Annotated in this window: 19 protein-coding genes and 3 tRNA genes; 5 read left to right on the top strand and 17 right to left on the bottom strand. The window is 31.5% G+C overall.

The genetic code is table 11. The features are described from left to right. Nucleotides 1–6: 6 nt before the first annotated feature. The 5 genes from DEA20_02395 to DEA20_02375 form a co-directional block, all read right to left on the bottom strand. Complete coding sequence (locus tag DEA20_02395; protein ID HBS48025.1) at nt 7–1,932, bottom strand: hypothetical protein; 1,926 nt, start codon at nt 1,930–1,932, stop codon at nt 7–9. A gap of 797 nt (nt 1,933–2,729) precedes the next feature. Further along, nucleotides 2,730–4,250 (bottom strand): transcription termination factor Rho, encoded by a 1,521-nt coding sequence (locus DEA20_02390; protein HBS48024.1) that lies wholly within the window; start codon nt 4,248–4,250, stop codon nt 2,730–2,732. A gap of 138 nt (nt 4,251–4,388) precedes the next feature. After that, nucleotides 4,389–5,306 (bottom strand): protein translocase subunit SecF, encoded by a 918-nt coding sequence (secF, locus tag DEA20_02385; GenBank protein HBS48023.1) that lies wholly within the window; start codon nt 5,304–5,306, stop codon nt 4,389–4,391. A 95-nt stretch (nt 5,307–5,401) separates the two neighbouring features. Then, nucleotides 5,402–5,665 carry a 50S ribosomal protein L27 gene (locus tag DEA20_02380; GenBank protein HBS48022.1) on the bottom strand — a complete coding sequence of 88 codons (264 nt, stop codon included), beginning with the start codon at nt 5,663–5,665 and terminating at the stop codon, nt 5,402–5,404. Nucleotides 5,666–5,952: 287 nt separating this feature from the next. Then, entirely contained in the window at nt 5,953–8,688 is a 2,736-nt protein-coding gene (locus DEA20_02375) for a DNA polymerase I (protein HBS48021.1), read from the bottom strand. 196 nt (nt 8,689–8,884) lie between these two features. Between DEA20_02375 and DEA20_02370 the strand changes: the two genes are divergently transcribed. Next, complete coding sequence (locus DEA20_02370) at nt 8,885–9,727, top strand: ATPase (protein HBS48020.1); 843 nt, start codon at nt 8,885–8,887, stop codon at nt 9,725–9,727. Between the two features lie 28 nt (nt 9,728–9,755). After that, a complete protein-coding gene (locus tag DEA20_02365; protein ID HBS48019.1) occupies nt 9,756–11,801 on the top strand; it encodes a heavy metal translocating P-type ATPase in 2,046 nt (681 codons plus the stop codon). A 3-nt stretch (nt 11,802–11,804) separates the two neighbouring features. On the opposite strand, the gene DEA20_02360 is transcribed toward DEA20_02365, so the two are convergent. The 12 genes from DEA20_02360 to DEA20_02305 form a co-directional block, all read right to left on the bottom strand. Beyond that, nucleotides 11,805–12,467 (bottom strand): hypothetical protein, encoded by a 663-nt coding sequence (locus DEA20_02360; GenBank protein ID HBS48018.1) that lies wholly within the window; start codon nt 12,465–12,467, stop codon nt 11,805–11,807. Next, nucleotides 12,467–12,928: a hypothetical protein gene (locus DEA20_02355; GenBank protein ID HBS48017.1), complete on the bottom strand. Its 462-nt coding sequence runs from the start codon at nt 12,926–12,928 to the stop codon at nt 12,467–12,469. Before DEA20_02355 ends, DEA20_02360 begins: the two co-directional genes overlap by 1 nt. A gap of 85 nt (nt 12,929–13,013) precedes the next feature. After that, nucleotides 13,014–13,925: a hypothetical protein gene (locus DEA20_02350; protein ID HBS48016.1), complete on the bottom strand. Its 912-nt coding sequence runs from the start codon at nt 13,923–13,925 to the stop codon at nt 13,014–13,016. Between the two features lie 90 nt (nt 13,926–14,015). Then, nucleotides 14,016–14,906 (bottom strand): peptide chain release factor N(5)-glutamine methyltransferase, encoded by an 891-nt coding sequence (prmC, locus tag DEA20_02345; GenBank protein HBS48015.1) that lies wholly within the window; start codon nt 14,904–14,906, stop codon nt 14,016–14,018. Next, complete coding sequence (locus tag DEA20_02340) at nt 14,907–15,800, bottom strand: signal recognition particle-docking protein FtsY (GenBank protein HBS48014.1); 894 nt, start codon at nt 15,798–15,800, stop codon at nt 14,907–14,909. A gap of 95 nt (nt 15,801–15,895) precedes the next feature. Continuing rightward, entirely contained in the window at nt 15,896–16,510 is a 615-nt protein-coding gene (locus DEA20_02335; GenBank protein HBS48013.1) for a hypothetical protein, read from the bottom strand. A gap of 134 nt (nt 16,511–16,644) precedes the next feature. Beyond that, complete coding sequence (locus DEA20_02330) at nt 16,645–16,983, bottom strand: hypothetical protein (protein HBS48012.1); 339 nt, start codon at nt 16,981–16,983, stop codon at nt 16,645–16,647. Nucleotides 16,984–17,034: 51 nt separating this feature from the next. Further along, a complete protein-coding gene (locus tag DEA20_02325) occupies nt 17,035–17,400 on the bottom strand; it encodes a hypothetical protein (GenBank protein ID HBS48011.1) in 366 nt (121 codons plus the stop codon). Nucleotides 17,401–17,659: 259 nt separating this feature from the next. Next, nucleotides 17,660–18,031, bottom strand: a complete 372-nt coding sequence (locus DEA20_02320) for a hypothetical protein (protein ID HBS48010.1) — start codon at nt 18,029–18,031, stop codon at nt 17,660–17,662. 87 nt (nt 18,032–18,118) lie between these two features. Then, a tRNA-Asp gene (locus DEA20_02315) sits at nt 18,119–18,196 on the bottom strand. Nucleotides 18,197–18,203: 7 nt separating this feature from the next. Further along, a tRNA-Asn gene (locus tag DEA20_02310) sits at nt 18,204–18,279 on the bottom strand. 14 nt (nt 18,280–18,293) lie between these two features. Further along, nucleotides 18,294–18,370: transfer RNA gene (locus DEA20_02305), tRNA-Val, on the bottom strand. A gap of 364 nt (nt 18,371–18,734) precedes the next feature. Here DEA20_02305 and DEA20_02300 point away from each other — a divergent pair. From DEA20_02300 to DEA20_02290, 3 genes are all read left to right on the top strand, one after another. Further along, entirely contained in the window at nt 18,735–19,190 is a 456-nt protein-coding gene (locus tag DEA20_02300) for a hypothetical protein (GenBank protein HBS48009.1), read from the top strand. After that, a complete protein-coding gene (locus DEA20_02295; protein ID HBS48008.1) occupies nt 19,169–21,106 on the top strand; it encodes an anaerobic ribonucleoside-triphosphate reductase in 1,938 nt (645 codons plus the stop codon). Before DEA20_02300 ends, DEA20_02295 begins: the two co-directional genes overlap by 22 nt. A gap of 63 nt (nt 21,107–21,169) precedes the next feature. After that, nucleotides 21,170–21,907, top strand: a complete 738-nt coding sequence (locus tag DEA20_02290) for a hypothetical protein (protein ID HBS48007.1) — start codon at nt 21,170–21,172, stop codon at nt 21,905–21,907. The last annotated feature ends 44 nt before the right edge of the window (nt 21,908–21,951 follow it).

Genomic DNA, 21,951 nt, shown 5'->3' with positions numbered 1-21,951 from the left:
ATTTCCTTATACCGATTTAATAGTTTTATTCCAAAGCGAAATATTTTTATTTAACCCCAAAGTTGCATCTTGCAGCGATAAGTATGAAGTAATATTTGAATTATTTAAGGGATAAATGCTAAGTGCGTTCAGTTCAGGCGCTATTATCACATTCGTATTGCTATAATTATTCCTACAAGACGTCACGTCTAATCCTAAAATATTATTATGGGCTGTTGTTAATGTTGACCCGTTAAATTTCCACATTTTAAAATGTTTTGCAGTATCTGCTGCCATGACATAGCTGGATTTTGGGCACCAGTCTGTACTAAATACAACGTTTGATAAAGTATCATTTCCTACAAGCGTAAGTTGATTTCCATCAAAAAAATACAACTTTACGACACCACTTGTGCCGGTTCCACAAAATAAATATTTACCATTAGGGCTCCATGAAATTGAATAGCAATAAAAGGTTGCGTCTGTAATAGAACTTTTTAAAGTTAAGGTTGAACCATCAAAAGAATATATTCGAAGTGGTATATTGGGAACTGTGTCGCTATAGCTTCCAACTGCTAAATATTTGCCGTTTGGGCTCCATGCTACTTTTAAGATGGTAGTCTCATTACTTACTGTGGTAATTTGGTCTAAAGTTGTTCCATTAAATCCATAAATAGTTAAATAACGAGGAGTTCCAGTATATCCATCTGCAACAGCTAAATATTTTTCATCACGACTCCATGCGATGCTTCGTACATTGTTAGTAACGCCCTTATTACATCCAGCAATAGCAGAAAGTGAACCATTGAAACTATAAATCCGAGTGCTATAACTGCCTGTTCCTTTGTCGCCTCCTGCGGCAAGATATTTACCATCTGGGCTCCATTCAACGTCATATGTACTTGATGCAAAATTAGTAGAGGTAACAGAAGCTCCACTAAAATTAAAGACTCTGATAGTAACAGGGCTTCCATATATTTCGCTTGCTGTTGCTATAAATTGATTTGAAGTTGTTATCGAAATATATTGACAATCTATTCCAGCGGTAACTGTTTGAGTTGTACCGAGAGTATTATTAAACATAGATAAACTTGTACCTGTGAAAAAGTTTGTACTTGTAAAATTAAAATCTAAAGAAGAACTATCTAGATCCATTGAATTTAATACTTCGAAATTTGCACCGGAGTTTATATTTATTACCCCATTTCCACCGGAAAGGTCCAAGCTGTTTGTTGCAGCATTGTTGATGATCATTCCTGCATTGTTAATTGTAAGTTCTGATCCATCTTTAATTTGTAGAACACAATCTTCTGCAGTGAGGCTGACTCCAAGTTGGAGCGCATTCATAGTGTAAGTTGATGCATTATCGACTGTACAATTACCATCTATTATTAATTTGCCGCCAGCAAAAACTGGGCAATTGTCGCAAGAGATGGTCGAGCCGCCATCGATATAATCTACTTTTAAAGTCGAATCCAAAAGATACAAATTCGAAAGATTATTGCTAAAGATTACAAGATTTACATTTTTTTGAGTTGGTTGCATGACAAAAGTAGTATTGTTAAATTTGAGCGTTGCATTGTCATCGATCAAAATATAATGCCCTTGAGTTGTGAATTTATAATTATTACTTGCAATTTCACAATCGCCTTTTACAAGCATCGAGCCTTGAGTCATTGTGTAATCGTTATTTAAGCAAAGCGTAACATTTTGTAAAATTAATTGAGACGTAGAGTCATGCATGATGATGCTGTTTGCCAATATATTATTTACTTGTCCATTTTTTATGGTGTAACTGTCACCAGCGGGAATGTAAAAAGATTGGGTGGATGTTAGATCTAAAACTCCACCAGCAAGATTGTAAACAATGTTGCCTGCATTTAAAAGTGAGTAGATAAATAACGTTGTTATGATTAGAAGCGAGATGTAGATTTTTAAATTAAATTTTTTCATTAGAAGCTTCCTTTTTTTTCTAAAAATTTATTTAAAAGAGTGGAGGTAAAAGTTCCTTTAAGTCAATAATTTAATATTTAATTTTATAATTTATTTTTATCTTTGGTTTTAGTATTTCAATTCTGTTTTAACGTTTGTTTTTTAAATTTTCTTTTATCAAAGGTGCTGCCCGCACGGGCCAAGGGTGCTGAATTTGAGCACCCTTGGATCCCCAAAACAAAGAGGTTTCTTTGTAATCTCTCTACGCGCTAAACTCCTGCATCCCGTAAAACTGGACAGCAGCCAGCCCGCCATAACTTTAGTGAAGGCGGGTTCAAACAGATAGCGCTTATTTGGAATCCTACATTCTCATAAAGACGTTTTTCTAAATTTTTCAACAATTCAAATTTAGAAAAATATCGGAACGTTAATATAAATGTAAAAGTCTGATCCCGCGCAAAGATGTTCGTCTTGGAGTACGGAATTCTGTTTAATTTTAATTAAATAGAATTCCGTATCCCAAGGAGTATTGCGCGGTAAGGAAATCCAAAAGTGCTCTTTTGGTGCATGGAGGATGAAAGGAGGTTTTTGCGTCAAAATCTCCTTTCATCCTCTGCGGGAGCAGCTAGAAATAAAAAAATAGATGAAATAAACGGAAGAAGAATTAAACTAAATAAAATGATTTAAAAATATAAAATCCAAATTTTAAAAAAATAGGAATAATTTTTAAGAGATAACCCAATTAATTCAAACAAAAAAGGCAAGCTGATAAAAGCCTGCCTTTTTTGTTTTGTAGTTTTTAAAAAGAAAATAAATATTTACTTCTTTTTGTTCATCAATTCCCAGAACTCTTGATTTGTTTTTGTTTGCTTAATTTTGTCGATCAAAAATTCCATAGTTTCGACTGTGTTCATTGAGCTCAAGAACTTTCGCAGGACCCATGCTCTGTTAACAAAATCTTCGCCAAGAAGTAACTCTTCACGACGTGTACCAGATTCTTGTAAATCAAATGCAGGGTATACGCGTCTGTTAGAAAGTTTTCTGGAAAGATGGATTTCCATGTTTCCTGTACCTTTAAACTCTTCGAAAATAACATCATCCATTTTTGAGCCAGTTTCAACCAAAGCTGTTGCCAAAATAGTAAGAGATCCGCCCTCTTCCAAATTTCTAGCAGCTCCGAAAAATCGTTTTGGTCTTTGAAGCGCATTTGCGTCGATACCACCGGTCAAAACTTTGCCAGACGCAGGGGAAACTGTGTTGTAAGCTCTTGCAAGTCTTGTGATAGAATCTAGCAGAACCACTACATCGTATCCGCTTTCAACAAGTCGTTTTGCTTTTTCGATTACCATTTCAGCAACTTGAATATGTCTTGATGCAGATTCGTCGAAAGTTGAGCTAATGACTTCTGCTTTGACCGAACGTTGCATATCTGTTACTTCTTCTGGTCGTTCATCAATTAATAATATTATCAAAATTGCTTCTGGATGATTTTTGACAATGCTGTTTGCAATCTCTTTGAGAAGAATGGTTTTACCAGTTTTAGGAGGAGCAACGATAAGTCCTCTCTGTCCTTTACCGACTGGAGTTAAAATATCCATAATTCTTGTTGAGTATACAGTAGGCGAAAATTCTAAATTGAATCTTTCCTTAGGGAAAAGAGGTGTTAGATTTTCAAAAATTATTTTGTTTGCAGCTGCTAGTGGTGAAAGAAAATTTACGCTATCAATTCTTTGAATAGCGAAATATTTTTCTGATTCTTTAGGTTTGCGAATCATACCTTTGATAACATCTCCAGTTCTAAGTCCAAAACGTTTTATATGAATTGGTGAAACGTAGATATCATCTGGACCTGGCATATAATTGAATTTTGGTGATCTTAAAAAACCGAATCCATCAGGAAGTCTTTCTAAAACACCCTCTCCATAAATTTCTACTCGTTGGTCGGATTGAGATTCAAGAATTTTGAAAATAATTTCTTGTTTTTTCATTGAGCTAACATTTGGAATATTTAAGCTTTTCGCATATTCCGTTAGCTTCATTATTTCCATCTCTTTTAACTCTTGGACATTGATAGATTTTTTTACCCCATTATTTTCTGATTCCACTGTGTTATTTTCATCAGCTCCAATAATTTCTTGTGGAGTTTCTTTTATTTTATTTTCCAAATCTGATATCCCTTTTGTTTCGACAGATTTAACTTCTATTTTTTCCGCTTTTGTGGTTTTAGAATGATTAGGTGTTTTTTTATCGCTAGGAGTGTTCACATCATTAGATGTAGTTTCTTTTTTTTCGTCATTTAGTTTTTCTACAGACTCCGTAGATAAATTTGTTTTTGCCATAATAACCTTAGAATTGAATTAAACTTATACAATTGAAAACAACATAAATTAATTGATTTAAAAGAATACAGAAATTTTAATAACCCCCAAAAGGCCATCACAAAAGGTTGTTACACCTTTTGTGATAGTAGATATATTTTATTTGATTGATGAAGATGAGATTTCTGAAGATTTTGATTTGATTGCAAGCATAACTGGACTTGCAATGTAAATGGAAGAGTATGTTCCAACGATAATTCCGACGAACATAACAATTGCAAAACCTCTAAGAATTTCTCCTCCAAAAATTAAAATTGCAACGATAGTTAATAATGTTGCAAAACTTGTAAGTAATGTTCTATTAAGAGTTTGATTGATACTAATATTTGCTATTTCAAACTCTGACTTACCCTTCATCTTCTTAAAGTTCTCTCTGATTCTGCTGAAAATAATAATTGTGTCATGCAGAGAATAACCAAGAACTGATAAAACGGCAGCCATGACTGATATTGATATTTGTTCGCCTAAAAGCATGATGATAACCATAACTGCAAGTAAATCATGTATAAGCGATGCTACTGCGCCAACCCCAAAGCGATATTTTGAGCGAAGTGCAATGTAAAATAAAATTATCAAAAGAGCTAATATAACTGCGATGATTGCATTCGTTTTAATATCTTTACCGACTTCAGCACCAACTCTTGAAACACCTGATATTGTAACTTTATTAGATGTTATTTTTGCGTTAACATCATCCAAAAATTTGTGTTCAATATTGTCAGATGTGTCCTTTGTTCGAACTACGAATTCTTTGTATTTGTTTTCAGAATTTGCTGTTCCGATAGATTGGATAGACAAGTCTGTCCAGTGGCTACTGTCTAATGCAGATCTGAACTCGGAAATTTTGATAGGATTTTCAAAATTTACATTTAATTCAGTACCGCCTACAAAATCAATGTGATATTGAAACACATTTCCTGATTTGTAGTAATTATAACTGCCTACAACTATTCCAACTGCTAATAACAAAGCAGACCAAAAAACGAAAAAATAACGATATTTTAAGAAATCAATCATGAGCTACTCTCTATTTTTAATAAACATGACTATCATAACTACCTATTACAATTTGATTTAACATGAAGTTTTTGGATTTAATGAATTTTGGAAATTTAAGCTTCTAACTTTTCTAAGATTTTAACAAATTTTCTGCCTTTAAAACCGGAATAGTATTTTACAAAACCTGGTTTTATTGCAAAAAGTGTATCATCTTTTCCTCTTTTTACATTATTTCCTGGATTTACTTTTGTTCCTCTTTGTCTGACTAAAATTTCGCCGCAATTAACAAATTGGTTATCGAATCTTTTACAACCTAAACGTTTGCCTATACTATCGCGACCATTTGACGTAGAACCGCCGGATTTACTCGTTGCCATCGTAGCTCCCGATATAAAATCGTATTAAATGATTTAAATTAAACTTATACACTACTAAAAACATTTTGAATTTTTATTTCCATTAGAACAATGACTTTAAGAAGAGTAATGAATTATTAAGGGATTTCAAGCTGTTTTACCTTCTTTTTAGATGTTTTTCATTCTGCATGTTTATCCATCAAAAGTCAATTGCTAACAGTAGATTTAAAATAAAAATCAAAAAAAATCAAATATAACTTTTCAAAATATTCATAAAAATAACTTTTTTGTTAAAAAAACGCGATTTTTTATGATTTTGATACATCCTCCCAATTTTTTCCACTTCTGATTGCAACGGTAAGTGGAATTTCCCAGTCGACTACATTTTCCATACATTTTTGTACAATTTTTGTTACTTTATCCTCATTTTCTTTTGGGAGTTCGATGATAAGTTCATCGTGGATTTGAAGTAACATATTCGCATTAAGGTCATGCTTTTCTAGTTCTTGATCTATTTTTATCATCGCAAGTTTAATAATTTCTGCGGATGTTCCTTGCACTGGAGTATTAATTGTCACTCTTCTTGCTGCTTCATACACATGTTTATTTTGTTCATGCAAATCTGCAACATATCTTCTTTTGCCAAAAACTGTTTCTACATATCCTTTTTTTTTTGCTTCTTCGACAACTTTATCCATCCAAACAGCTACTTTGGGATATTGCTCAAAATATTTTGCGATATATATTTTTGCCTCGCTTGGTTTGATACCCAAATCTTTAGATAATCCAAAAGGTGTTAGTCCATAAATAATACTGAAGTTTATTCTTTTACCAATTTGTCTTTGCTCTTGTGTAACTTCATTCTCCCCTACTCCAAAAATTTGAGAAGCTGTTTGTGTGTGAATATCGCGGTATTCCAAAAATGCTTTTTGCAGCGCGTTGTCTTTTGTTAAATGTGCTAGTACTCGCAAATCAATCTGAGAATAATCGGCAGATATAAAAATATTACCTCTTCCCGCTTCAAATGCAGATCGGATTTTCATTCCATATCCTTCCGCTGCGGGAATATTTTGTAAATTTGGATTGTTGCTAGAAAGTCTTCCAGTTGCAACATCTGTTTGGTTGAATGTTGTATGAATTCTGTTTGTTTTTGGATTTATTACAAGTGGAAGCGGTTCTAAATATCCGCTTTTTAATTTGAACAGTTCACGATAGCGCAATATTAAACCTGGTATTGGATGAATTTTGCTTAACTCTTCGAGAACTTCTTGATCTGTTGAGCGACGTCCTTCGCGACTTTTTTTAACTACTGGAAGTTTTAGTGAATCAAAAAGCAAAACTTCAATCTGCTTTGGCGAATTTAGATTTATTTCTTTACCATGATGCTCAATGTTTGCCAAAATTTTAGCTTCGAGTTTGTTTAATTCTTTATTTAATTCTTTTGCTATTTCTTTTATTATTTCAACGTCAAGCTTGATTCCAGTGCGTTCCATTTTAAATAAAATCTGTGAAATTGGCATTTCGATATTTTCAAAAGCTTTTTTTAATGATGGCTCCGCTTTTAATTCTTTTTCCAAAAGCGGTTTTAGTTTAAATGTTTGAAGTGAATCATAAGCGCCATATTTAGCACCTATTGATAGCGGAACTTCTGCAAATGTTTTATATTTTTTATCCATTATGTCTGCAAATGTTGCCATTGGTTCATCTAAATATCTAAGAGATAAAATTTTAAGATTGATTTTTTCGCCTTCTTTTTTGAGTAGTGCCGCAGCGATTAATGAATCAAAAACTACTCCCTTAGTATCAACTCCAAATTGCCATAAAACTAATTCATCGAATTTGGCATGATGTAAAATTTTTTCTATTTTTTTGTTTTCAAGTATCGGCTTTAATTTTTCTAATACCATTTTTCTATCGAGTTGTTTTTCTTCGGTTTGATGCTTTAGCGGAATATAAAAAGCTTTTTTGTTGTCGAATGCAAATGAAATACCAACAAGGTCATCTTCTAGCGGTTTGAGGCCTGTCGTTTCTGTATCGAATGCAAAAGTTTCACAATTTTTTAAATCTTTAATTAAAGAATCAAGTTGATCTTCTTCTTGAACAACAATTAATTTCCACTCTTTTGTTTCCTTTTTTTCTCCACCGAATATTGAAAGTTGGCCTTCTTGGTTTTTTTTCGGCGTTTCATTTGGATTTTTAACACCTTTTAATAAACTTTCAAAATTTAATTTGGCAAAAAAATCATATGCATTGTTCCAGTTTTTGGCATCGAATTGCAGATCTTTTTCTTTAATGTGCGTTTTTATTATTTTCAGTGTAAAAAGCTTTTCACTTAAAAATGCCAAATCTTTTTGTTCGTGCAGTTTTTTTCTTAAGCTTTCGCTTTTTACTTTTTCTAAATTTTCGTAAAGATCATCTAGGCTTTTAAATTGCTCCGCTAGTTCTTGTGCGCCTTTTTTGCCGATTCCGCTTACACCTGGGATATTATCCGAAGCATCTCCTAAAATCGAATGGTACAAAATTGTTCTTTCTGGGGGGAAATTATTTATTTTTTGAAAATCATCTTTATCGATTACAATTCTTTTAAATGGATCAAAAACCAAAACTCTTTTATCAATCAGTTGTTGTAAATCTTTATCCGGTGAAACGATAATTGTTTCATGATCTTCGTTTTCTGCAGCGATTGATGCAATAAGATCATCGGCTTCATACCCCTCTTTGAATATCTGAGGCAATTTGATAATATCTGCAAATTCTACAATTAATTTTTTTTGTTCTATCAAATCAGAGGGTGCTTTTTGCCTTGTTGCTTTGTATTCTTCAAATATTTCGGAGCGGAACGTTTTGCCTTTTGTATCCCAAACTAGAACTATTTTTTGTGGGTTATAATCGTCAATTAATTTTTTTATCATTCGGCAAAATCCAAAAACCGCCTGTACCGTTAATCCTTTGGCTGTATGAAGAGGTTTTAGAGCATAAAATGCTCTGTATAAAAATGAAGATCCATCAATGAGAAAAATCGCATCTTTTTTTATTCTGTGCATAAAAACACCTTTCTAAAATTTTTATATTTCTCCACATTGTATTTAAGAAGAGTTTTAATGGCTATACTTTAAAAAATTTTAGATATATTTTTTGAAAGTTTTATTTAATTTTTTATAATTTCTAAATTAATCGATTTTGTCTTTTGAGTTTTTGTAACATATAAAAAATTTCCGAATAATTAAAAAAGGAGAAATTATGGAAAGAAAATTTTATGTTACAAAGATCAGTGGTGAAAAAGAGTTATTTTCTATAGCTAAATATCAAAGATCTCTAAGGCGAGCTGGATGCACTAACGAAATGTTAGAAATGATTATGGAAGATTTGCTACCAACATTTAAGGCAGGAATTTCGACCAAAGAAATTTATCAACAAACATGGAAATTTTTGAAAGAAAGAGATGAAAGGTCTGTTGCTGGAAGGTACAATTTAAAACAGGCGCTTTTAAAATTAGGCCCGAGCGGCTATCCATTTGAACATTTTGTAGCTTCGATTTTGAAAAAAGAGGGATACAAAGTTAATGTTGGTAGCACTGTAAATGGTTTTTGTGTAACTCATGAAGTTGATGTTCTTGCAGAAAGTGACCATCAGAAAGTTTTGGTTGAGTGCAAATTTCATAACAAACAAGAATATCGTTCTAATGTAAAAATTCCACTTTATGTAAAAGCTAGACTTGATGACGTAAATAAATATTTTGAAAAAGTAGATAAATCAAAAATGTTTTCAAAATGTTTTCTTGTAACTAACACAAAATTTACTTCTGATGCTATTGCGTATGGTGAATGTGTAGGTCTAAATCTAATATCTTGGGGTTATCCAAAAGATGGAAGTTTGGAACAATTGATCCAAAGAAATAAGCTGCATCCTATTACCTGTTTAAATCGATTGACCCAAAAAGAACTGAACCTATTGCTGCAAAATGGGATCGTTTTGTGTAGCGATTTAAAAGATAAATCACAAGAAATACAAAAGCTTGGATTGTCAAAAAGAAAAGCAGAATGGCTAGTTGCTCAAGGATGCGCGCTTGAGGGAATAAAATAAATATTTTTATTTAAAATGGAGAGTTGTTATGAATACAAAATGTGGCCATGAAATGAGTCACGCTGCTATGAAATCAAACGTACACTCAATGCATTCTATGCATACCTCGAATATGACATCAGATTTTTTTAAAAGGTTTATTGTTTCAATAATTTTTACAATTCCAATTTTACTTTTTTCTCCATGGTTCCAACAGTTACTTATTTTTACTATAGGAGTTTCTTTTGAAATACCTTATGAAGAATGGATTTTATTATTTTTTGCAACGATAGTTTATTTTTATGGTGGTTATCCTTTTTTGAAAGGACTCATTTCTGAGATAAGGTCTAAAAGTATTGGGATGATGACTCTTGTCGGAATAGCGATTTCAGTAAGCTACATTTATAGCTTTTTTGCCGTTTTTGGATTAACAGATCAAATGTTTTTCGAGGAACTTTCTACTTTGATTGTTGTTATGCTATTAGGGCATTACATAGAAATGAAAATAGCAATGAAATCTTTTGTGGCTGTAGAAAGCCTTGCTAAACTTTTACCTTCGACTGCGCATTTAATTGTCAGCGGAGATAAAATTGAAGATATAGGAATCCAAAAAATTAAACTCGGAGATAAAATTTTAATTCGTCCGGGCGAAAAAGTTCCCGCAGATGGTATAGTTTTTGAGGGATCTTCAGAAGTAAATGAATCGTTTTTGACGGGGGAGTCAAAGCTGGTATTAAAATCTATTGGAGATAAAGTTCTTGCTGGTGCTATAAATGAAAATGGTTTTTTAAAAATTGAAGTACAAAAAGAAGGTAAAAACTCTTATTTGTCACAGATAATAGATTTGGTTAATAAAACACTTACAAGTAAATCTAAAATTCAAAATTTGGCTGATAAAGTTGCTTTTATTTTAACAATTTTATCTTTAAGTTTTGGACTTTTAGCTTTTTTAATTTGGTTTGTTATACAAAATAATTTTTCATTTGCATTGCAACGTCTAGTTTCTGTGATGGTTGTATCATGTCCACATGCGCTTGGTTTAGCTATTCCTTTGGTAATATCCTCAATTATTTCGATTGCCGCTTTAAATGGTATTTTTATAAAAAATAAAGATGCGTTTGAAGGCGCTCATAAAGTAAACGCAATTATTTTTGATAAAACAGGAACATTAACTTATGGAAGATTATCGGTAGTAGAAGCAGTAAATATTTGGGGAGATCCGGATTTGAGTTTTATCAAATATGCAGCTGCATTAGAACAAAATGCAAAACATGGGAAAGCTTTAGCAATTTTACAAAAAGCTGAAAATTTAAATTTGGTTTTACCAAAAGTTTTTGAATTTAAACAAATACCAGGTAAAGGTGTTATTGGCAAAATAGAAGACAAGCTTTTTGCGATTGGTAATGCAAAATTAATGGAAGAAGATTTTAGTTTTAAAAATTTTGAACAAGATTTTATAAAAGCAAAACAATTATCAAAAGAAATTAATGAAAAAGGTAATAGTACTGTTTTTATAGCTCGAGAAGATAAATTTCTAGGACTTATAATATTTGAAGATGTTTTGCGAGAAGAGTCTTTTGACGTCTGTGAAAAACTTAAAAATTTAAAATATCAAATTTATATGGTTTCAGGTGATAGTGAAAATGTAACGAAAAACTTGGCTACAAAATTAGGAATAAACTATTTTGCAGAAATTTTACCTGATAAAAAGTCTGAAATAATTATGCAACTTCAAAAAGAGGGTAAAAAGGTTGCGATGGTTGGTGACGGTATCAATGATGCTCCCGCATTGGCTCAAGCCGATTTGGGAATTGCTATTGGAAGTGGGACTGAAATTGCAATAGAATCGGCAGATCTAATTTTGGTTAAAAATGATCTAACTAAAATTTTAGAAATATTTAGATTATCAAAATTGACAAAGAAGAAATTAATACAAAATTTATTTTGGGCTTTGGGTTATAACATGGTTGCTATGCCAATTGCAGCTGGAGTTTTGTATCATTTTGGAATAATGATAAATCCATCTGTGAGCGCAATATTTATGGCGGTAAGCGTAATAATAGTGTCCGTGAACTCAAAATTGATTTTTAAATAAAATTTATCTAAAAGCTAAACTTAGTTTTTTTGATTTTTCCGCAGCGACATCTTTTAACTGCGCATGTTTTTTATTTGTTAACCAAATTTTGCCTTTTGCATCTTCTGTTATTAAACCTGTTAACTCTAAAAGAACATGATTTTGCGAATATTTTTTTACAGCTTCTTCAAATTTTGCTTCAGCGGTAAAACTTTGAACGTATGATGAAGTTGCACTCCATGCTTTTTTGCCAACATTTTTAACTTTTTGTGTTACATCTTTAGTATTTTCTTCTTTTTTATTTTGCGGAGGCAAAACTTCTGCAAGATATATTTTTTGCAAACTGTTTTTCACGCTAAAAGCTAAAAAGTTACCTTCTTGAATAATCCATCCTGTAGCAATGATTTCTGTTTTTACGAGCTTGTAATCAGAAGAGGTTTCTATAATATTTTTTAGTGAACTTAAATTAAAATTAGTTTTTTTATTCAATTCTAAAGAAAGAGAAGAATGTTGATCGTCAATATTTACTGCTCTGACAGATTCCATTTTTAATAATTCGTTTGCGAGTAATTTATAGCAATGATGACATTTTAAATGTTTTAATTGGATCGAAATTTTTTCAATTTCACAGTTTAAATTAAATATTCCAAAAGTTAATGATATTAAAAATAAATATTTTTTTAACATTAAATTCTCCTATTTTGCTTTATTATACCTATATCGGAATAGGGTAATTCTAATAAAATTTGTTTTTTTTTATCTAGCGTAACTATAACATTCTCTTCCATTAGGCTTATAATTTTACCAAAACGAAATCGCACCTCAATAAAAGGCTTTCCGTTAGGTTTAACTTCAAGATGACGGCTTCTAGCTGCAATTATTTGATTTAGCTTAAAATTTTTACGGGTATTTTCCCATCGAATGTTTAATAATTCTTCTTGTGTTAAATTAAATCCTAAAAAATCTTGATAATCAAAATCGTTTAGTCTGTCATCATTGAGGTCTCCGACATCATAGCTAAGGGATGATGAGGTATTATCTGGATCTGGAAAAGGAGAAAAATTAAAATTCTGTTTTTTATCGCTTGATAACAAATTTGAAGTTAATAAACAAGATAAAGAGATAACTAATAAATTTTTATTGTGCATATTAAAGTCCTTTTAAATTAGGGTATTTTTAGATGCTTGGATTTTAACACAATAAAAAAAACTAGAAAATAAATTTTGTTTTAAATTATAGCCAACCAGGCGAAAATAATTTTGTAAGAACTTTGGCAACATTAGGTTTGGGAATGCTCGGATGCTCGGACGGAGTAGCTGGATTTTCTTTTGTATCTTTTGCTAAATACATATCCATTTTAGCTGCGCCCATTAAACCATCAATTTTTTGTAAGAATGGAGAATTATTCCATTTTGTTGTATCGCTTGTATCAAACCCTTTGAATTGTTCTGTATCGATGATTGTTATTTTACCACCGTTTGATGTAATGCGAATATTATCAAATGAAAAATCTTTATATCCGAATTTTTTGATTATTTCTTTTAGTTCTTTTAGTGCATGTCTGTCTATTTGGCTAAAAAGTGTTTCGCTTTCACCATCCGATAATATTTGTAGCTCTTCTGCAAATACCACATAGTTGTCATCATTTAGATCTTCGCTATGGGTTGGCAAATGATATAAATACTTTTTGGGAACCATAACATGTTTAAAATTTTTTCTTTTTATATAATCAGAAATTAAATTTACACCTACGACGCGACTAATATTTCTATTGTTTGCGGAAGCGTTTGTGGAAGTTGATAATGCCATTTTTAAAATAAATCCAGGCAAATCTGAGTGTCTGCAGATTATCTGAATATGATCGTGAACATTTTTTGTTTTTATGATTTTTAATTTGAGAAGTTCTTCCTTGAGCAAAGAATTTTTGGGCGAAAAATTTAAATTTGAATTGCTAAATTCTTTAGCTTTGCTTGTTAACTCCATAAGCAATTCTTTTTGTGCAAAAATTTTGTCTGCTTTTGATAATGTTTCTTGTGGAAGTCTATTTTGATTTACAAAATTTGCATGGTCCAAAGAAAGTTGACCTTTTAATATAGGCGCAACTGATACTGCAAAAATAAATGCTAATTTAAAATTTAATTTCATAAAAGTCCCCACCCTAAGAATAATTAAAGTTACTTTTTTAGGTTAAAGGAGAAGGTTTTTGTGTCAATTAAACTTGAAAAAAGCCTTTATTTAAGGAAAACTTACACTTATCCAGCGGTCTTTGTCTTCGATATCTTTATGAACCGAAACAGATGCCTTCGTATTAATAAAAATGTTTTTTACACTTATTCCTTGATTTTGCCCAATTTCAACTATCAATTGCGGGATTAATTTAGATTTTAGCTTTGATTCTGTTTTCAAATAGTAAATAGCTTCTTTTGCTATTTTTTTGTAGATTTCTAGGCCATTTTCTGGAGCAACTAGCGCATTGATATCTTCCCATGTTTTAACTTCTTCGCTTAAAGTGGCCCATTCTGTTTGAGAAATATAAGGAGGGTTGCTGACTATGAGATCGAATTTTATATTTTTATTTTTGAAATATTCGAAAAGATTAGATTGAACAAATTCTGCATTTTCAGTTTTATTATAAATTTTATTTTTTATTGAAAGTTCTATTGCTTTTGGGTTGATATCGCTGCCGAATATTTTGAAATTTGGAAATTCTTTTGCAATAGCAAGAGCAATGCATCCACTTCCGCAACACAAATCTAAAATTGTTAAATTTTTATCTTTTATAGTTTTTAATTTTTCGATTATCCAGCTTGTCCATTCTTCGGTTTCTGGACGTGGAATTAAAACTGGAGGAGCAACTTGGATTTGCACACTACAAAATGGGACGGAGCCTAAAATGTATTGAATTGGTTCTTTATCTTTCAATCGACGCTCTACCCATTTTTGTAAAATTTCATTTTGGGATTTGTGTAGAATTACTTTTTCTTGCACTAAAAGTTGTGTTTGAGTTTTTTCTAAAAGTTTTTCAAGGAGCCACCATGCTTCTTGAGTTGCAAGTGTTTCGTTTTTACAAATCATTATTAATTGGCTGCTTATTTTTTTTATAAGATCTAAAACTTTTATTTCCATTTATTCTCCAAAAAGGTTTTTTACATATTCCTCAGGGTTAAAACTTTTAACATCTTCAAGCTTTTCGCCAAAAGAAATATACAAAATGGGAAGTTTGAATTCTTTTGTTATTGAGAATATTATTCCACCCTTTCCTGTTCCATCAAGTTTTGTGAGGATTATTCCATCAATGTTTGTAGATTCATGAAAAATTTTAGCTTGTTGAAATGAATTTTGACCGAGCATCGCGTCGATTACAAGCCAAGAGTTTATTTGCTCATTAGGTAATTTTTTATTAATTATTTTTTTTATTTTTTCTAACTCTTTCATCAAGTTTACTTTTGTCTGGAGTCTTCCTGCTGTATCGATGATGATATGATCATATTTTTCTTCAACGAATTTGCCACATGCATCAAAAATCAATGATGCAGGATCTTGGTTTTCTTTGCCTGCAAAAACATCCACGTTTATTTTTTTTGCCCACTGTGTAAGCTGCTCTGTTGCTGCAGCTCTAAATGTGTCCCCTGCTACAAGCAATACTTTTTTGCCCTCTTCTTTTAATTGATGAGCAAATTTAGATGCAAATGTAGTTTTACCACTACCGTTAATACCGACAAGAAGTAAAACTTTGGGAGTTTCTTGCGAATTGGAATGTTCTTTGAGATGTAAAAGCAGTTGATTTTCGAGTTCTACTTTGATTTCAGCAACCGTTTTAATTTTTTGTTTTTTTAGATCTTGTTTTAGTTGCTCCATTATTTTATTAGTTGTAGCAACTCCAACATCAGAGGATATTAATAAGATTTCAAGCTCTTTTAGAAAGCTTTCATCGATTGTATCACGTGAAAAAAGTGAAATGGCTTTTTCTGTGAAAGAACTATAAATTTTTTTGAATTTTTCTTTTATAAAATTAAACATAAAGATCTCTTTTTTATTTAATAAATTTAATAACAAAAGGAAATTATAACATAGATAAAATTAAAATTTCAGCAGGGATAGATTATTCCTTATTTTTAAATATTTAAAAGGTATTGAGCGCGTCTTAAAAATAGCTTTAATCTTTTATAATCATTTCCTGTAAGCAAAGATAAAGTTTCATAAAATTTATCAATGTACTCTGGAGTTAAAATTTTATGCTTTGATAATTGTTTTAAGATTGTAAGCAAGAGTTCATCGAGGTTTGGAATTTCTTGTTCAAACCCAAAAAGTATGTACAAAAAATCGGGACGAGAATAAAAATCTAAAGTTAAACGGTCTGATGCAAAAGCAACAAAAGAGTGAATTTTGCAAGGTTTGATTGGAAGTTGGTAATAAAGAATTTGTGGAGATTCTGTCCTGTCTAAAAAACCTATTAATTGTACTTGAAATGTTGTTTTTAGAAGTTCAAAAATCTGAGGTTGCTCTACTTTGAGCGCTTCTTCTGTTTTTTGATAAGCAAAGGGATATCGAGAAGCATCTAGTGATCCTGTTTGAATTTGCGTTACAACTCCAAAATTTATTTGTTCATTTGTTTCGACTAAAACTAAAGACCCAAAGGATGGTAAATTGTCCCATTGCCAACATTGTGCGGTATAATTTGCAAGGGAACTTGCGACAATTTCTGCAAAAAATTTTTTATCGTTATCCATGAAATAATGTTCCAAAGGTTTTGGTTTATTAATGTTTTGAAGATACAAATTGATGGTAATAAATTAAGCCAGTTTTACGAATAAAACTGGCTTAATTTATTTTAATTTTGTGTTTTTATCAATGAAGCATATTTTTATGAATTATTTTGTCTATCTTCTGAGTATCTTGGATCAAGATGTCTAGTTCTAAATTGATTAATAGCCGCTGTTAAATCTAGGGGCGAAATGTGATTCATATTTGCTATACGAATTAACATAGCTGAATCGATTACATGCCCCATTTCTCTTTCATGTAGAAATATTGCATGGGCTAGAAGGTTTATTAAAGCATTGCGTTGAATAGTTTCTGCGTTTTGTTCCTGTTCTATTATTTCTTGTCTATGTCTGAAGGGAGATTCTTTTGCCATTAAGTTTTTGTTTGCTGATATTAAACTTAATATTCCTGTTGTAAGTAAAATTATTTTTTTAAACATATATTTCCTTGTTAATTAATTAATTAAACGTTTCTATTTATTCTTGTTTTTTTAAGACTGAGGAGCTGATTCGCTAGATGGAGAAGTAACTTCCTGCGAAGCTTTTATTTCGCTGGCTGCTATTGCTGCTGCGATCTCTCTGGAATCAATCTCATCTTGTTGTGAAACTGGATAAAATTCATACGTTTGCCTTGCGTCAATACCTTGAGATAAGGGAGGTGTTGATACGCAACGTCGCGATTGCAAAGACCGATTTATATCCCTTCTTGCTTTTAATGATTTTAAAAAACTTTGTCTTTGCAGAGCGTGATCTGCTTTTTTTAATGAAGGCATTAAGGGATTGTCTGTAGATGTTTTTATTTGGGGGACTATAATTGAAGTCAGCAATAATGCTATCAATTTAAATTTAGGTAACATAAATTAACTTTCGTTTTTTAATATTTATTATTTTAAATTAGATTTCTCTAACTAGTTAAATGATTATTCAAATTGTATTTATTATACCTTGAAAAAGAAGCTGCGTAAAATGCCCCTAAATTGGTAAAAAATGAAGATTAGCGATACAAATTTGGCAAAAAACACGAAATTTTATTTAAAATTCCTGGAAAACATAAAAAAAAGAGGAGATTTAAATCTCCTCTTTTTTTTAAATAAACTAATTGTTTTTTAAATTTATTTACCTTGGTAAATGATTTCGACGAAGTTTCATTGATTGTTTTGTGTGTTTGTATTTACCAATATTACATGTGGCTATTTCCAATTCTTCGACAATATCTGATGCGGAGTTTCGGATAAATCTTACAAGGTATGTTGTTGCTTTTTCTTTTCTTATTATTTTAGCAAAAACATATTCGGTTTCAGCTTCCCAATCATCACTTTCTGAATCTATAGGAATTAAAACTATTTCTTGAAAATCAAATGTATTTTCAGGTAAAAAATTATAAACAATAACTTTATTGCCTTTTACAACATATTTATGTTCTGCGTGTAAATTAAAAACTGTTAAAAAACTAAAAAATGCTACTAAAAGAACTTTATTTTTGAACATATATTTCCTTATTTTCTTATAATTATAAAACAAAAAAAGAAGCTATGTTTTAGCTTCTTTTTATATCAATATTCTCATTTAATTTTATGGCGGGGCTGACGAGACTCGAACTCGCGACCTTCCGCGTGACAGGCGGACGCTCTAACCAAACTGAGCTACAGCCCCAAAAAAATGGCTCCTCGAGCAGGATTCGAACCTGCGACCCAACGATTAACAGTCGTTTGCTCTACCAACTGAGCTATCGAGGAATAAACTTTAAATTTGGTGGGCGAAACAGGATTCGAACCTGTGACCCCCTGCTTGTAAGGCAGATGCTCTAACCAGCTGAGCTATTCGCCCTAAACATTTATAGGGCCAAATTTTGGAGAATAAAAATTTCAAGATAAGTTGAATCTTAAATAAAAAGATCGAATAAGTCAAAATGTTTTTTGAAGCGGTTAAAAAATTTGTTAGTGCGAAATTTATTCAAAATTTTTTGAACCCAAAAAACGTGTAAAAATTTATTTCAAGTTAAAACAAAATTTCTAAATGCTTGCTGATTGAGCTGCTAATAAATTTTGTCGCTTTTGGCTCAATAAATAATAAAAATATTATCTTGCAGGATGTGGGAAAAAACATTTAAAATAGCATCCTCATAGCTAAAAAATTTTAAAAATAAAACTAAAAAAAATGAAAAAAGTCTTTAAACTAAAGGGAGCTTTTTATGAAAGCTAAGATCGCAAAAGTTTGCACATCTTTCATTGATGTTCCAGATAAAATTTCTGTAGCCGTTTATTTTGCTGGTTGTTCCATCCGGTGCAAAGGATGCCAAAATAAGGTTTTGTGGGAGCAATCTAGCGGAGAAGATGTTTTGCTTGAGGATTTGCTTAGTAAGGTTCAAGGAAATCCACTAGCAGAATATCTTGTTTTTTTAGGAGGGGAGCCAACTGATCAAATGGGATTTTTGATCGAATTTTGTAAAAAAGAGAAGAGTTTTAAAAAAGCACTTTACACAGGGAGGGAGTTTGAAGTGTTACCAGGGGAGCTGGTTAAAGAATTAGATTTTATAGTTTGTGGGCCTTTTAAAACTGAAGAGTTTGTAGAAGGTAGGTTTCCAGCATCAAAAAATCAAAGAGTTTTTAGAAAGGAAAATGGATCATGGAGTTGCATAACATTTTGAAAAGTGTATCACCAGATTTTTTGGAACTTTATAACAGTACAGATAAATTTTTGCTAAAAGAAGAAGGTATTGCTGTTGAAAATTTAGATGTTTTTTCTATGGCAGACAAGTATGCAAATGAGCAACTAGTTGATATGTCAATCGACAGTAATGCTAATGCGCATGAAGGTAAAGCTTATGGAAATTATATCATGGAAATTTCTAAGGGGTGGTTAAAATTATTAGGCTATTACCGCCTGTATGAACAGTTAAAAAAAGATTATTCGCAAGAAAGAGCTAAAGAGCTTTTGACTTCTATTTTAAATGGAGATTTATATTTTCATGATAGTACATCAATAGAAATTCCTTATTGTTGGGCATATTCGACATATTTTATGTTATCACAAGGATGCCGTTGGGGACAGTTAGAGTCTTTACCTGCACATAATAGAAAATCTTTTCTTGATCAGGTAAAAGAGGTTACCATAGAACTTGCACAAGAACTTGCAGGAGCTGTTGCCATTGGAGATATATTTATTAATTATTCCTACTTTGTAAAAAGAGAAGGTTTAGATTTATCTGATCCTGTTGCAAGAAAATCTATAGAAAATGATTTTCAATCACTTGTTCACACATTAAATAAAAAGCTAAGACCATCTTTTCAGTCCCCATTTTCAAACATTTCAATATTTGATAGACCAAACTTAGAATATCTTTTTGGAGAATCACGTTTTCCAGATGGCTCTGCTCCAGATTTTGATTTGATAGAAGGATTACAGAAAATATTCTGTGATTGGTTCAAAAAAGGAGATCCAACATCAGGTTTACCTTATAGATTTCCTGTTGTTACTTTAAATCTGCGCATTAGTGAAGATCGTCAAATTTTAGATCAAAAATCTTTCGAATATTTTTCTCAGATAAATTTGGAAAAAGGTTGTTTTAATATTTACATATCTTCAGGCAATAAAGTTGCAAGCTGCTGTCGTTTGGTAAATGATTTTGATTTAGCGGGTTGCGATAGCTTTGGAAACGGAGGTCTTTCCTTGGGTTCTCATAGAGTTGTTACTGTAAACTTGGCCCGTCTTGGTTTCATAGCAAAAACCTTTGATGAACTTGTATTTTTATCTAGAAAAAAAATGGAAGAAGCGCGGGATATACTTCTTTCACATCGAAGATTACTTAAAGACAGAATTGATAAGGGTATGATTAATTTTGTTAAAAGGGGAATTGTTTTCGAAGAAAGGTTGTTTAGTACATTTGGAATTAACGGAGTTTATGAAAGTTTAGAACTTTTAGGATATTCTCTTTTGACACAAAAGGGTAAAGATCTTGCAAAATTTTTGCTTGAAGATATTAGAAATTTTTCGCTTGAATCAAATAAACAGTTCAAAGTTCCTTTCAACATCGAACAGGTTCCTGCTGAAAGTTTGGCTATAAAATTTGCAATCAAAGATGCTTATCTTTATGGAATGAACTACAAAATTTATTCAAACCAATTTATTCCACTATCAGTTGATTGTGATATTGCCGACAGAATAGCAATTGATGGTTGTATGTCAAAAAGTTTGACCGGCGGTGGAATTTCTCACATCAATGTTGGTGAAAAATTAACCTCTGTTGATCAAATGAAAAAGTTAATATTGTATGCTGTTAAGTCTGGATGTGAACACTTTGCTGTAAATTATAATTTTGCTGTATGTACAAACAAACATGTTACTGTAAGTGGAAACTCCAAAGTTTGTTCTATTTGTGGAGCTGAAATAATAAATAATTATACTCGCATTATTGGTTATTTTGTACCCGTTTCCTCGTGGAACAAAGGTAGACGAACGGAACATCAAACTAGAGTTTTCAAATCTGAAAATGAAGTAAATGAGAACATAAGTCATTTTGATTTATTTTCTAAAATTGAAAAAAATAATACAGTAACGTTTTAAATAAAAAAAGCGGGTTTATCTATTTTAGTACGCCCGCTTTTTTATTATTAATTTAGGAGACTTATGTCAAAAACTGAATCTAAAAAACCAAAATATGATTTAATCTACGGGCCTCATGCTATTGGTGAAATGTTAAAAGCAAAAAAACGCAAACTGATCTCAATTTACACAACAAAACCTCTTCCAAAATCTTGGGAGCGAATAAAAAAATATTTGCCTCAATCTATTCCAAACATTCAATATATTTCTAAAGATGCGTTAACTAGAATGGCTGGAAGTGATGATCATAATGGAATCATAGCGCTTACTACTCCAGCTCGATTTGCTTCTAAAATGTTCAATCCAAAAGAAAGACCTTTCATTTTACTTCTTGATGCTATCCAAGATGTTAGAAATTTGGGAGCCATTTTACGTTCTGCTTATTGTGTTGGAATCACAAGTGTTGTTTTATGTAGAAAAGGTGGCGCGGAATTAACTCCTGCTGTATATAAAACATCTGCTGGGCTTGCAGAGTATCTTGATATTTATTTTGCACCTTCAATCAATTTCGCTGTAAATGAGATAAAAAATGCAGGATATAATTTATATTTAGCTGTTTTGCAAAATGGTAAAAATGCTCTTGAAGTTGAATATAAAAAGCCAGCTTGTTTGGTAATTGGTAATGAAGAGGTTGGAATATCTAAAGAAGCGCAAAAAAGCGGTTCTTTGATAACTTTGCCTCAAAGCCGTGCCGATGTTTCATTTAATGCATCAGTCGCAGCCGGTATTTTGATGTTTAATATTTTTAACAAAATGAAATAATATGAGATAACTTTTTTCTATTTTAAATTTTTATTTTCATAATA

The sequence above is a fragment of the Candidatus Dependentiae bacterium genome, from assembly GCA_003511165.1.
In the GTDB taxonomy this organism is placed as follows: Bacteria; Babelota; Babeliae; order Babelales; family UBA12411; genus UBA12411.
This window is presented reverse-complemented; position numbering and strand designations above follow the sequence as displayed.

What these genes read in the sequence shown, in the direction of transcription:
- DEA20_02360 (HBS48018.1), bottom strand. Translation starts at nt 12,467, where the DNA reads ATGTTAAAAAAATATTTATTTTTAATATCATTAACTTTTGGAATATTT.
- DEA20_02390 (HBS48024.1), bottom strand. Translation starts at nt 4,250, where the DNA reads ATGGCAAAAACAAATTTATCTACGGAGTCTGTAGAAAAACTAAATGAC.
- DEA20_02290 (HBS48007.1), top strand. Translation starts at nt 21,170, where the DNA reads ATGTCAAAAACTGAATCTAAAAAACCAAAATATGATTTAATCTACGGG.
- DEA20_02295 (HBS48008.1), top strand. Translation starts at nt 19,169, where the DNA reads ATGGAGTTGCATAACATTTTGAAAAGTGTATCACCAGATTTTTTGGAA.
- DEA20_02395 (HBS48025.1), bottom strand. Translation starts at nt 1,932, where the DNA reads ATGAAAAAATTTAATTTAAAAATCTACATCTCGCTTCTAATCATAACA.
- DEA20_02340 (HBS48014.1), bottom strand. Translation starts at nt 15,800, where the DNA reads ATGTTTAATTTTATAAAAGAAAAATTCAAAAAAATTTATAGTTCTTTC.
- DEA20_02300 (HBS48009.1), top strand. Translation starts at nt 18,735, where the DNA reads ATGAAAGCTAAGATCGCAAAAGTTTGCACATCTTTCATTGATGTTCCA.
- DEA20_02325 (HBS48011.1), bottom strand. Translation starts at nt 17,400, where the DNA reads ATGTTACCTAAATTTAAATTGATAGCATTATTGCTGACTTCAATTATA.
- DEA20_02350 (HBS48016.1), bottom strand. Translation starts at nt 13,925, where the DNA reads ATGAAATTAAATTTTAAATTAGCATTTATTTTTGCAGTATCAGTTGCG.
- DEA20_02335 (HBS48013.1), bottom strand. Translation starts at nt 16,510, where the DNA reads ATGGATAACGATAAAAAATTTTTTGCAGAAATTGTCGCAAGTTCCCTT.
- DEA20_02365 (HBS48019.1), top strand. Translation starts at nt 9,756, where the DNA reads ATGAATACAAAATGTGGCCATGAAATGAGTCACGCTGCTATGAAATCA.
- DEA20_02320 (HBS48010.1), bottom strand. Translation starts at nt 18,031, where the DNA reads ATGTTCAAAAATAAAGTTCTTTTAGTAGCATTTTTTAGTTTTTTAACA.
- prmC (HBS48015.1), bottom strand. Translation starts at nt 14,906, where the DNA reads ATGGAAATAAAAGTTTTAGATCTTATAAAAAAAATAAGCAGCCAATTA.
- DEA20_02380 (HBS48022.1), bottom strand. Translation starts at nt 5,665, where the DNA reads ATGGCAACGAGTAAATCCGGCGGTTCTACGTCAAATGGTCGCGATAGT.
- DEA20_02355 (HBS48017.1), bottom strand. Translation starts at nt 12,928, where the DNA reads ATGCACAATAAAAATTTATTAGTTATCTCTTTATCTTGTTTATTAACT.
- DEA20_02370 (HBS48020.1), top strand. Translation starts at nt 8,885, where the DNA reads ATGGAAAGAAAATTTTATGTTACAAAGATCAGTGGTGAAAAAGAGTTA.
- secF (HBS48023.1), bottom strand. Translation starts at nt 5,306, where the DNA reads ATGATTGATTTCTTAAAATATCGTTATTTTTTCGTTTTTTGGTCTGCT.
- DEA20_02375 (HBS48021.1), bottom strand. Translation starts at nt 8,688, where the DNA reads ATGCACAGAATAAAAAAAGATGCGATTTTTCTCATTGATGGATCTTCA.
- DEA20_02330 (HBS48012.1), bottom strand. Translation starts at nt 16,983, where the DNA reads ATGTTTAAAAAAATAATTTTACTTACAACAGGAATATTAAGTTTAATA.